The sequence below is a fragment of the Flagellimonas meishanensis genome, assembly GCF_019880545.1.
Lineage (GTDB): Bacteria > Bacteroidota > Bacteroidia > Flavobacteriales > Flavobacteriaceae > Flagellimonas > Flagellimonas meishanensis.
Genome location: NZ_JAINVW010000003.1, coordinates 1,366,081 through 1,377,950 on the forward strand (window position 1 = coordinate 1,366,081; position 11,870 = coordinate 1,377,950).

Annotated in this window: 14 protein-coding genes; 7 read left to right on the forward strand and 7 right to left on the reverse strand. The window is 43.6% G+C overall.

The genetic code is table 11. The features are described from left to right. Positions 1-82: 82 nt before the first annotated feature. Positions 83-1,360 carry a replication-associated recombination protein A gene (locus K7G75_RS14295; RefSeq protein WP_222984909.1) on the forward strand — a complete coding sequence of 426 codons (1,278 nt, stop codon included), beginning with the start codon at positions 83-85 and terminating at the stop codon, positions 1,358-1,360. Here the strand turns inward: K7G75_RS14295 and K7G75_RS14300 are convergent. From K7G75_RS14300 to radC, 6 genes are read right to left on the reverse strand one after another with little or no spacing between them, the layout of a single operon-like run. Then, a complete protein-coding gene (locus tag K7G75_RS14300) occupies positions 1,357-2,244 on the reverse strand; it encodes a hypothetical protein (protein ID WP_222984910.1) in 888 nt (295 codons plus the stop codon). The two genes, K7G75_RS14295 and K7G75_RS14300, sit on opposite strands and share 4 nt — an antisense overlap. Positions 2,245-2,256: 12 nt before the next feature. After that, a complete protein-coding gene (locus tag K7G75_RS14305) occupies positions 2,257-3,711 on the reverse strand; it encodes a DUF5723 family protein (protein WP_222984911.1) in 1,455 nt (484 codons plus the stop codon). Further along, on the reverse strand, positions 3,708-4,259 hold the full coding sequence (locus K7G75_RS14310; protein ID WP_222984912.1) for a hypothetical protein: 552 nt from the start codon (positions 4,257-4,259) through the stop codon (positions 3,708-3,710). Before K7G75_RS14310 ends, K7G75_RS14305 begins: the two co-directional genes overlap by 4 nt. A gap of 57 nt (positions 4,260-4,316) precedes the next feature. Further along, positions 4,317-5,006, reverse strand: coding sequence for a YjjG family noncanonical pyrimidine nucleotidase (locus K7G75_RS14315; protein WP_222984913.1), 690 nt, complete (start codon positions 5,004-5,006; stop codon positions 4,317-4,319). After that, on the reverse strand, positions 4,999-6,294 hold the full coding sequence (locus tag K7G75_RS14320; protein WP_222984914.1) for a polysaccharide deacetylase family protein: 1,296 nt from the start codon (positions 6,292-6,294) through the stop codon (positions 4,999-5,001). Before K7G75_RS14320 ends, K7G75_RS14315 begins: the two co-directional genes overlap by 8 nt. Positions 6,295-6,306: 12 nt before the next feature. Further along, a complete protein-coding gene (gene radC / locus K7G75_RS14325) occupies positions 6,307-7,005 on the reverse strand; it encodes a RadC family protein (RefSeq protein WP_222984915.1) in 699 nt (232 codons plus the stop codon). A 55-nt stretch (positions 7,006-7,060) separates the two neighbouring features. Here radC and K7G75_RS14330 point away from each other — a divergent pair, with 55 nt between their 5' ends. Further along, complete coding sequence (locus tag K7G75_RS14330; protein WP_222984916.1) at positions 7,061-7,513, forward strand: DUF1569 domain-containing protein; 453 nt, start codon at positions 7,061-7,063, stop codon at positions 7,511-7,513. A 21-nt stretch (positions 7,514-7,534) separates the two neighbouring features. On the opposite strand, the gene K7G75_RS14335 is transcribed toward K7G75_RS14330, so the two are convergent. Further along, on the reverse strand, positions 7,535-8,890 hold the full coding sequence (locus K7G75_RS14335; RefSeq protein ID WP_222984917.1) for a UDP-N-acetylmuramate--L-alanine ligase: 1,356 nt from the start codon (positions 8,888-8,890) through the stop codon (positions 7,535-7,537). A gap of 196 nt (positions 8,891-9,086) precedes the next feature. Here K7G75_RS14335 and K7G75_RS14340 point away from each other — a divergent pair, with 196 nt between their 5' ends. The 5 genes from K7G75_RS14340 (at position 9,087) to K7G75_RS14360 (ending at position 11,859) form a co-directional block, all read left to right on the forward strand. Next, the gene (locus K7G75_RS14340) at positions 9,087-9,476 is read left to right on the forward strand and encodes a cupin domain-containing protein (protein WP_262420351.1); all 390 of its coding nucleotides are present in this window, start codon (positions 9,087-9,089) and stop codon (positions 9,474-9,476) included. A 65-nt stretch (positions 9,477-9,541) separates the two neighbouring features. Further along, complete coding sequence (locus tag K7G75_RS14345) at positions 9,542-9,853, forward strand: cupin domain-containing protein (protein ID WP_222984919.1); 312 nt, start codon at positions 9,542-9,544, stop codon at positions 9,851-9,853. A gap of 3 nt (positions 9,854-9,856) precedes the next feature. Continuing rightward, positions 9,857-10,642 carry an SDR family oxidoreductase gene (locus K7G75_RS14350; RefSeq protein WP_222984920.1) on the forward strand — a complete coding sequence of 262 codons (786 nt, stop codon included), beginning with the start codon at positions 9,857-9,859 and terminating at the stop codon, positions 10,640-10,642. An 8-nt stretch (positions 10,643-10,650) separates the two neighbouring features. Continuing rightward, positions 10,651-11,397 (forward strand): CPBP family intramembrane glutamic endopeptidase, encoded by a 747-nt coding sequence (locus tag K7G75_RS14355; protein ID WP_222984921.1) that lies wholly within the window; start codon positions 10,651-10,653, stop codon positions 11,395-11,397. Positions 11,398-11,484: 87 nt separating this feature from the next. Continuing rightward, positions 11,485-11,859: a DoxX family membrane protein gene (locus K7G75_RS14360; RefSeq protein WP_222984922.1), complete on the forward strand. Its 375-nt coding sequence runs from the start codon at positions 11,485-11,487 to the stop codon at positions 11,857-11,859. Positions 11,860-11,870 lie beyond the last annotated feature (11 nt).

Sequence of the window (11,870 nt, forward strand, 5' to 3'; positions counted from 1 at the left end):
TACACAAATTGTCAGTTTCAAATGGATATCCTTTCAAAAATGACTGCCCCAGTGCCTACAAATTTGTTTTATTTTTATCCTCATGAACGAACCCTTGGCAGAGCGCATACGGCCCAAATCATTGGAAGATTACATTAGCCAAAGTCATTTGGTGGGTGAAAATGGGGCGTTGACCCTTCAAATCAAAAAGGGGATTGTTCCCTCCTTGATTTTCTGGGGGCCACCCGGAACTGGAAAGACCACTTTGGCGAATATCATCGCCAATGAAAGCGAAAGGCCTTTTTATACCCTAAGTGCCATAAGCAGCGGGGTGAAAGATGTGAGGGAAGTTATTGAAAAAGCAAAGCAAAGCGGGGGTCTTTTTACTTCAAAAAATCCCATTTTGTTTATTGATGAGATTCATCGATTTAGTAAATCGCAGCAAGATTCTTTGCTGGGCGCCGTGGAAAAAGGCTGGGTAACCCTGATTGGCGCTACCACCGAAAATCCGAGTTTTGAGGTTATCCCCGCACTCCTTTCCCGATGTCAGGTATACGTGTTGAAACCATTTGACAAAACGGATTTGGAAGCCCTTTTGCACCGGGCAATGACTACTGATACGGTGTTACGCGCAAAAAAAATCGTTCTTAAGGAAACGGAGGCCCTGCTTCGGCTTTCGGGTGGTGATGCCAGAAAATTATTGAACATTTTTGAGCTGATAGTCAATTCTGAGACAGAAGAACCCATCACCATCACAAACGACTCTGTGCTTAACAAAGTTCAGAAAAACACAGTCCTCTACGACAAAACCGGGGAGCAACACTACGATATCATTTCTGCATTTATCAAATCCATACGGGGAAGTGACCCCAATGCAGCGGTGTACTGGCTTGCCCGAATGATTGAGGGTGGCGAGGACGTAAAGTTCATTGCGAGGAGGATGGTGATCCTGGCTTCCGAGGATATTGGCAATGCAAATCCAACGGCATTGGTCATGGCGAACACCACTTTTCAGGCGGTGAACACCATTGGACATCCTGAGGCAAGAATCATTTTGAGCCAATGCGCTACGTATTTGGCTTGTTCGCCCAAAAGCAATGCCAGCTATGTTGCCATAAAAGAAGCTCAAAAAACGGTGGGTGAAACAGGGGATCTGTCGGTTCCTTTGGCCATTAGAAATGCCCCGACCAAACTGATGAAGGATTTGGGGTATGGGGCCAACTACGACTATGCCCATGATCATGAAGGAAACTTTGTGGATTTTGAGTTTCTCCCGGAAGAAATTTCGGGAACGGCCTTTTACCGACCAGGAAACAATCCCCGTGAAAATGCATTGCGTGATTTTCTAAAAAAGCTTTGGAAAAAAAAGTACGGCTATTAGAATTTGATATTGAGCTCCTCTAAACGTTTCTCACCGTTTTCGGCGTATTCAAGCATCCATTTGTCGTCTTTTTTGAAGACAACGGCATTGTTGCCCTTATAGTCTGTCAAAAAAATGTCTTGCATAGAAGTTTCCTGAAGTTTGAGTATCACATTGGAAGCATTGTCCATCAAATGATATCCATTTTCAACGGATTGGGCAACCATCTGATCCCCAAGCCGAAAGTCTTTGGATAGCGATAACACAGGTGCTTGTTCCTCGTTGATTTCTTCCACGGGTTCCGCCTTTACCATATTTGAACCTATCGGCTCTTTACTTTTGTAGAACTGTTCTTTCGGTGTAGCTTTTTGTTCTACGACTTTAGGGTTGGGAGCATTGCCAACCGACTTTATATCATCTTTGAAGCTTATTGTAATGGTCTCGTCGTTTTTGGACTTGGTTTCTTTTTTTTCTTTGGGTGTGTACCTATAGTCCATCCCAGCAAAAGAAATAAAGGATTCTTCCAACGCCTCTTTATAAGCATCACGATATTCTTTTTCTTTGCTCCTTCCCTCAATGGTCCTAAAGATTTCTTTCCCATTGCAGTCGGTAAGTACTATAAATGTCTTTGTGGAGAATAGGGTGGAAAAATCCAACAGTTCAGCAGTCAAAGCAAGACATGGTTCCTCCACTAAATCCACTTGTATTGCATCATCATAAATTGCATTGAATCCATATTGGGTAAAATAGTGTTTCACCATGGTGCTTGTCATATGCAAGTTTTCCGAATTGAATGCCTCGAACTTTTTAGGCACAATAATATACTTGTAGCTGTTCAGCTGCCCATTTACGGTTCCACTAATTCCTATGGCAAAAAGCGCTATATATACAATTCTTAACCTCATATCTACCTTAAATCAATTATCGTTCCAAGATATAATATTAAATCCGAATTGTAAAGATGCATAGTGGCTTCCGGCTATATTTTGATAGCCCAACAGGTTGTCGCCAAGGATATAAAAATTCACTGGACCAGCCTGAAAATTGAGTCCCAATCCCACATTTGTAAACGAATATTTATCCACGGTATAGGTGGTCTTCATGGAGAAGGCCCTTCCAAGCCTTTTTTGGTAGAACCCTGTGAGGGCAGGCTGAAAACCCCTTGGCCTTTTGATCAGATAGAGTTGCCCACCTACGCTGTTCTTATAAAATTCCTGGTTTTGGCCACTGACAACATTGATTCCGCAACCGCAATTTTCGTTTTTGCTTTGGCCCTGGCCAAAATCATAGCGAATGGAACCATAGGCCTTTAAGGGCCTGAAAGATAGATATCCGGAGCTGTTTTCCCCATAAGGCAGGGACTCCTCAATATCGTCCACCAAATCCTGCCAAAGATCATTATCGATTTCATTCACATCATCGGGCAAAAAAACGGTGATTCCCTCGGTTTCGGCCCTCCCCCGTAGCGTATAATTCTTTACGTCTTTGGATTGATAAATAAACCCCAGATCCAAAATACTGCCCGTAATGGTCGTCTGCGGATTGAGGTTATAACTGAACCCAAGATCCAGCCCGAGGCCCAGGTTACCGCCCAAGAACACTCTTTTGGCGAAAAGCCGGGTTAGGTCCCTTTGTGTGGTGGAGGTGTCCTCGTCCAAAATATTGATGATGCCATTGGCCCCTGCGGTTTGAAGTTCCATATCCGCTACAATGGTACTTCTGTATATGTTGTCCTGCCCCTGTGTGGTCACAAAAGAACCCGAATTGTTGATGGACTGAAACTGAAAAATACTGGAATACAGCTTGGCACGGGCGCCTACGGTAAGGGTATTGCTCATTTTTCTGTTGATGCCAAAATGAAAGACATTAACCATTTCTCCCCTGACACTAAGATCGCCCAAATCAAAACTACGTCCTATATTGGTGCCCCCATTGCCTTCAAAGGCCAAAATGGCCAAATCCCTTGGCCAATATACAATCACATCGGTCTCACCGTATATCCCAAAAGAATAGTAGTCATCAGGTCGGTTTCTTCCCCTAAAACCCACATTGAACCCTTCAATTTGGCTTGTGGTGCTAAAATCGTCCCTTCTGCTCATGGCATCCAAGACCCTTTCCCTTACTTTGGTCGTAAAATCGATGCCATCGTTTGCAAAGAGATCGTTTACCGTCACGCCACTTGTTCCTGCCTGAAACGACAATCCTGAAATAAAGGGTACACCGGTATGCCATCGTTCCATGGTCTTTACCCCGGGGTTGACCATCAACGATTGGGGAATCTCATAAAAATCATATAATAATTGCTTGTTTTGGGACAACAACGGGGTTATTCCCAATAGCATAAAGGAAAAAAGTGACAAGCTCAACCTCATTGCAATTCAAATAGAAATTCCGCAGCGGATCTGAATATGATCTTTGGGTCGGTTTCAGAGGAAGTGCTGGAGTTATCGCCAAGGTTGCTGCCAACAATCCTAAGTGCGGAAGTAGCTACCAGTATGTCCAAGCTCTTGCCCGTGGGACCATAGGCCACTTCCCGTGTTAGAATGCCAGACGGTGCGGGCTCTATGCTAAAAGTTTCAGTATCCAGAATGTTCCCGGTTTCATCCAAAAACTCAACAACAAAACTGATATTTTTGCTGGTGGTGTTCTCCACTTCGAAGATTATGGTACCTTCCAAGAGCCTTTCCGCCACAAATTGCTCATTGAAAGCATCAAAATTGACATCTTCACTATAAAAAGATTCAGAGGTACCGGAAGCGTTGATGAACTCCTCTGTGGACTCCAAATAGAAAATACTCGAAACCAGTAAAGGGGTTACCTGCAAGTCATCAAACTGATCAAAGTCCTGCTCTTCGGAACAAGAAATGGGCAAGCACAAAACCAGCAATGCAAAGGCAAGCTTGAAAAGATTTCTTTTCATGGGCAATGGGGCTTTTATCATATAACAATTGAGAGACCAGATCTCCTAACTATAACTCTACAAAAAGCCTTTTATTTCAATAAGATTGTTAATCATTGGGGCCACCTTATGCGCGGATTCCCCGTTGCAATTGAAGTGTATCGCTTCCATACCAACAGCTTTTGCCCCTTGGATATCGGCTGCGAGATTATCGCCTATCATCATCGAATTCCGCGGTGAGGTTTTGGCCTTCGTCAGCGCAAGCTCAAAAATATAGGGGTGAGGTTTTTTCACTCCTGCTGTCTCGGAATTTACAATTTGGTTGAAGTAGTCCCGTATTTTGCTTCCTTTCAGCTTTTTTTCCTGAACTTCCTGAAACCCATTGGTGATGATATGCAACCGATACTTTGGGGCGAGGTACCCCAGAATTTCCATGGTGTTCGGCATCAGATGCGTAAAGGATGACAAATGTGCAATATAATCATGTGCCAAAGCGTCGATGGTCACATCCGATACCTGTGTGCCCAATTGATCAAAGGTGAGTTTCAATCGGCGATACCGCAGTTGGGGTTTGCTTATCCTGTTCTCCCGATAAAGTTTCCAAAATTCTAGATTGATAGGAGAATAGATGGTTAAAAAGTCATCCAGGTCAACTCCGATCTGATGTTCTTCAAATATTTTCTGGAACGTGAGTGCCGAGTTTTTCTCAAAGTCCCAAAGCGTGTGGTCTAGATCAAAGAAAACATCGGTTATCCCATGGCTAAACATAGTATCGTTTTAAAAAGGATTTGTATAGCTCAATCCAGTTTATTTGATGGCTCCCGCCCAACAACTCATTGGAAAAGATACAGACCATGCTTCCATTTAGCTGTTTTACGTTCCTGTAGATAGCATCCATTTTTTCAAAAATTGCCGCCTGGGCATCATAGTTCAAAAGTGCATAATCGTGTACCGCGAAGGGGTGTACCTTCAAGGGCTGGCGCACCTCCATATTGATGTCATAAAAGTAAAAGGGGGTGCAGGTTCCGGCCCTGAAGCCAATCTCATGGGTATAGCCCATTGAAAAATCATCGGTGAACTCGGTTTCCACCAAATTGCGATAGGTGGTCGGCACACTTACCCGATTATAGCGCAATCTGGAATAACGAACGGGCCTGTTTATCAAATTGCTCAGGCGGTCCTTTTCTTCTTTTAAAACGGTTTTATCCGTGGATGAAACATAGGATGTGCTAAGCGAAACGATGCTGTAATCCGCCACGGACTTTATCAGATAACGGAACTTGCTGTTGTTTGGGGATATATTTTTATCATGTGCGGAGTGTTCGGCCATTTGAAAGAAGAACATGGTCTTGATGGGAAATTTTTTATGGATTTTTATCAATTGACCAAAATTGTCATAAGGATCCTTCTTAAAACCCATCAAAACCGATGCACGGTCAACTATGCTCTTAAATCTTAGATTTCCCAGATCTAATAAAAAGCCGCCGAACGTCCTTGCAACCCCACGCAGTGCATAGCTATGTGAGGTGGTTACGTTTATGACCGATGTAAAATTGTAAGCCCTTTTTTTGCGTTTCATATTGGGAAATCGCTGCATAAGGGCATCCAATAACCTATATGCCCAGATATCCACTACAGGGAGCTCCAAAAACTTGTTCTGGTACGCCAGGCTTTCCTTTACGGGATACCTTCCCACGCTGTCCTTTACATGTGGCAAATATTCTTCATAGCGGGTAAGCAGGAAAAAACTGGCTGAAAAAATATCGTAAGGGATCGTGCTTTTTTCCCCGCTTGAAAAAAAACAGGGGACTCCATCCCAATCCGATACCTTGATGTCCAGATCGTTGATTCCCTGTTCAAACAATAAATCGTTGCTTCGGATAAAAAATTCATTCTGTAACGGTTGCTTGGAATAGGTGATCTTGGGACCGGAATGTTTTATGAAATCCTCCACCTTGGTGGTAAATGAAACCTCAATACCCAAGATTCCCTCAAAAATCTGCCTGGCCGTATAGGCCAGCCTATTGGTAATTTTATGGGTAAATATCAAAAGCATATTACAGTGTGTCTACAGTATTCCTTGATCGGCAAAGCTAAGGTATTCGTGTTGGGTCAAAATTAAATGATCCAAAACTTTAATGTCGAGTGCCTCTGCGGCCGTTTTCAATTTTTGGGTGATTTTTTTGTCCGAAGCACTCGGCCTCAGTGTTCCGGAAGGATGGTTGTGTGCCAGTACAATGCCAACCGCGCCAAGTTCCAGCGCTTTTCTCAAAACGAGCCTGACATCCACCAAAGTCCCTGTAATGCCTCCTTTGCTCAATTGGGACTTGTGTATGACCTTGTTGGAATTATTCACATATACGATCCAAAACTCTTCGTGCTGCAGTTCCCCGATCAAGGGAAACAACAGTTCAAAAACATCCTTGCTGCCCGTGATCTTCAAAACTCTCTTGTGGTCTGGTCCCCTTCGGCGCCTCCCAACCTCCATGGCAGCGGCTATGGTAATCGCCTTGGCCTCTCCAATGCCCTTGAACCGCATCAGTTGGTTGATTGATAGTTTTCCAAGCTCGTTTAAATCGTTATCCACCGAGGCCAAAATTCGTTTTGAGAGTTCAACCGCGCTCTCATTTCTGTTCCCCGAACCGATAAGGATGGCGATAAGCTCTGCATCGGACAACATTGAACTGCCCTTTGCCACCAATTTTTCCCTGGGCTTGTCATCCATGGCCCAGTTTTTTATGGAAAAAGATGCCGTTTTTTGTTGCATAGTCTAAATATAGCGGATTAATTTTATGTAATTTTCAAAACAAAATCCTTGGTACATGAAATCACTTTTCGACACGGAAACGCATTCAGAAATCCTCTCAAGGATTGATAAGCTGACCGATTCTTCCAAAGGGCAATGGGGAAAAATGGAGGTTGGACAGATGTTGTATCACTGTCAGTTTCCCCTAAAGATTGCATTGAAACGATACAATTTTACGAAAAAACCCAATCCTTTTATGAAACTGCTTTTCAAAAGTTTCAAAAAGAACATGTACAACGATAAAACTTGGAAACCCAATTTGCCTACTGCCAAGGGTTTACGGGTAACAGTGCCAAAAGTTTATGCGGAAGAGAAGGGTAAGCTGATTGATTTGATCAATGATTTTTACAAAGAAAGAAGTCGAAAATCCTGGGATCCCCACCCCATGTTTGGCCATTTTACCTACGACCAATGGGGGCAGATGCAATACAAGCATTTGGACCATCATCTGAGGCAGTTTGGTGTGTAGCACCAAAAACTGATTCCCCTTTTATGCAAATCTTCTTTTAACCTCATTAAAGTCCAGCCCTCCATAATTGCCAGAACTCATCAGCAATAATGAGGTGTTATCAAAATTTTGGGAGAAAAGATATTCCTGAAACTTTTCGGGTTCGGTGTATATCTTGATGTCCTTCCTATTAAGGGCCATTGAAATCTGTTCGGAGGTCACTTCCTGCAATCCTTTTATTTTTACCGCGTCTGGAGAGTAAAAAACCACCGCTTCGTCGGCTGCATCCAAGGCACCCTTGTATTCTTTCAGGAATTTGGCATTTAGGCTGCTATACGTATGCAGTTCCAAGCAGGCCAATAACCGATAGTCTGGATATTGGGCCTTTACCGCTTCTGTGGTCGCCTTCACCTTGCTGGGAGAATGGGCAAAATCCTTATATGCCACGGAGGTCTTTCCCTTGGCTATTCGCTCTAACCGCTTGGACGCCCCCTTGAAGGTGGCAATGGCCTCATAAAAATCCATTTCATCGACTCCCATTTGCTGACAAATCCATTTCGCACCAGCCAAATTATTGAGGTTATGTTCCCCAAAGATTTCCAAGGGCATCTCCCCTTCTTGGGTTTCCAAAAGGGTCACACCATCTACCACACTGAAGTTGGGCGTACCATAAGGAAATCTGCGGATGGTATTTTCGGAAGATTCCACCAAATCTTTCAAGATGGGGTCTTCCATGTTATAGGTTATGCTTCCCCCTTTTACGACACTGTCCACAAAAATCTGGAACTGCTCCACATAATTCTCAAAAGTGGGAAACACGTTGATGTGATCCCATGCAATGCCGCTCAACAAGGCAATATTGGGTTGGTAAAGATGAAACTTGGGTCTTCTGTCTATGGGAGAGGATAGGTATTCATCCCCTTCAAGCACCATGAAATCGTTATCCTGGGTCAAATGGACCATGCGGTCAAAACCGTCCAGTTGGGCCCCGACCATAAAGTCAACTTCAATGCTATGGTATTGCAGCACATGCAGGATCATGGATGTTATGGTCGTTTTTCCATGGCTCCCCCCAATCACCACCCTGGTTTTGTGCCTGGACTGCTCAAAAAGAAACTCGGGATAGGAATGTATTTTCAATCCAAGCTCTTGGGCCCGGGCCAACTCTGGATTGTCCGGTTTGGCGTGCATGCCCAAGATCACGGCGTCCAGCCCTTCGTGAATCTTGGCCGGAAACCACCCAAATTCCTGGGGCAACAGCCCCTCCGCATCCAATCGGCTTTTGGAAGGTTCAAAAATCACATCGTCGCTTCCGGTAACCTGATAACCCTTGTGCTTCAATGCAAGGGCGAGATTGTGCATTGCACTTCCTCCTATGGCAATGAAATGAATGTTCATCAAAATGGTTTATCCTCCAAAAATAACCAATGGTCAAACCAATGCCAACAAGAATCTCTACATAATAATTTTATACCTTGGTATTAATTTGATTCAATAACAAACATTCAAAATGAAAAAACTGGCTGCAATACTATTCGCAACATTACCCCTCATTTTTTATGGGCAAAATCCTGGGTATAAAATATCGTCCTTTATGACTGAAGGCATCAAGGCACCAAATACCCACCACATGGGTGATGCTTGGCTAAACTTCTTGCTTAAAGCGGAAAACGATTGGGACCACAACATTACCCAAGCCACTTTTAGTCCAAATTCCACCTTGGACTGGCACAAGCACAGCACCCCACAGGTCCTAATCATTATTGAGGGCGAAGGCTACTATCAAGAAAGAGGGAAAGAGCCCATTATACTTAAAAAGGGCGATGTAATCAAATGCGAAAAAGATATAGAGCATTGGCATACCTCCACGGTGGACAGTAAAGTATCCTATATCGCAATTTATGGCAGTGAGCCCACGGTTTGGACCGAAAAGCTGACCAAAGAATACTATGATAGTGTGGCCGAAAAGCTGCGGCCCAATTGAGAAACTCAGTTAATCCTCTCTGTTAACACCACAAACGGATGGGTACCATTGCCTAATTTCATATTATGAACCTAAAAGACATAGCAAGTAAAGAACTGATCAAGGGTTACCATGGCAAAATGGTCCATAGCAAATCCATGACATGGGTTTTTTGGGAAGTGGAAAAAAATGCTGAAGTACCGGAGCACCATCATGTGCACGAACAGATAATGCATGTGGTGCAAGGAAGGTTTGAGTTTACCCTTGATGGAAAAACCGCCGTTTATGAACCTGGCGACGTCGTTCTGATACCCTCTAACATTCCACATAGTGGAAAAGCTTTGACAGATTGCAAGTTAATGGACGTCTTTAGTCCTGTGCGGGAAGAATACAGATAGTTTATGAACATATCCATCAAAGGTAAAAATGCCCTGGTTGGCGGAAGCAGCAAAGGAATTGGAAAGGCCATTGCCGTTCAATTGGCGGCCAGCGGTGCAAATGTTACCCTTATGGCCAGAAATGAGGCCGATCTTAAAACGGTTGTCTCGGAACTGGACACCGCTTTAGGGCAGAAACATGGTTATTTGCTCGTGGATTTTTCTGATTTTGAGTCCTTCAACAAAGTGATGACCAAGTTCTTCAAAAACGCCACTATCGATATATTGGTCAACAACACCCAAGGCCCGGCGGGCGGTGGGGCATTGGAAAAAAGCGTTGATGATTACCAACAGGCATTCAATTTGTTGTTCAAGTCCGTGGTCTTGACCACCCAGTTGGCCTTGGGAAACATGCAAAAAAACCAATGGGGACGTATCATCAACGTCGCTTCCATTTCGGTCAAGGAACCGTTGAGCTACCTTGCCCTATCAAATTCCATTAGAGCCGCAGTGGTCACCTGGGCCAAAAGCTTGTCCATAGATGTTGGAAAGGATGGCATTACGGTCAACAACATTTTAACGGGCTATTTTGATACCGACCGGATTGCTTCGCTCAATGAAAAAAAAGCCGAAAAAATGGGAATATTCCCGCATGAGGTCAGAACGGCAATGGAATCCCAGGTTCCGGTCAAGCGTATTGGAAAACCAGAGGAATACGGTTATTTGGTGGCTTTTTTGGCTTCGGACAAAGCGGCCTATATCAACGGGGCCAACATTCCCATTGATGGTGGTTTATTAAAATCCCTCTAAGATATTCAATGAAACATTTTAGGCCCTTTTTAAAAAATCGATTGGAGTTTGGCCCAAGTACAGGTCTTTTCCTAATCCTGCTTTTTGGTATCCCAAGATTCGTTGCCGTGCTCCATGCGAGTAGTAGAGGCGATTATAGGTTTACCTCAATCATTTTTGTAATAATGTGGATTTTACCCTTTCTCCTATTGACCAAATCCGGGAAAAATGAAATTGGGCTCAAAAAACCCATTGGGTTTGTTTCAATGATCACAGGTTTTGTTTTGGGGGGATTGGTCTGTTTGGGTATATGGACCCTGGGACAGTGGTTTTACGGCAATACCATGCAAAACTGGTTGGTCTATATCTCGCGTTCATATCAGGTTCCAGGAAGTTTGGATATTGAAACTGTGCGGTTCCAATATTTTATGCTCTTTGCTGTCGTGGGAATGCTGTTCAGTCCCATTGGGGAAGAGTTTTTATACCGAGGCCTTATCCATCGCTGTTTTACCGAAAGGTTTGGTGAGAACAAAGCCTCTATTATTGATAGCCTTGCTTTTGGCCTCACCCATTTGGCTCATTTTGGGATTCTCTTTATTGATGGGCATTGGATCTTTGTGTTTGCTCCAGCGCTACTTTGGGTGGTCCTAATGTTTATTACTGCCAGGGTCTTTTTTTATGTGAAACTCAAAACACATTCCTTATGGGGCGCTGTGGTATGCCATGCTGGTTTCAATCTTGCCATGACCTATTTCACTTTTTATCATATTTTCTGAAACCAAAGAATCTCCAGATTATGTTGAGTACTGAATTATTCGCATTTTTTAGCTACTTTTAGTATATAACCAATAAAATATTATTCTATGAATTCAAAAGTTTTTATGGTAGTCCGCATCCTTTTGGGGCTGTTTGTCCTGATTTTTGGGTTGAACAAATTCTTTCATTTTATACCCATGGGAGAAATGCCGGAAGCCGTGATGGGCTATTTTGGGGCATTATCGTCCACTCACACCTTGACCTTGGTGGCCCTTGTGGAGGTTTTGACCGGTGTGGCCTTGATCTTTAACAAGTATGGGGCACTTATGTCCTTGATTTTGATGAGTGTTTCTGTGTGTGCGGTGCTGTTCCATGCCACTATGGCCCCAGAAGGCATTGGCCCAGCTTTAGGACTGCTGATTTTGAATGTTTTGGCTTTGGTCGGTTATAAAGACAGATATAAGGACCTATTGCGCGCATAACCCCGAAACAA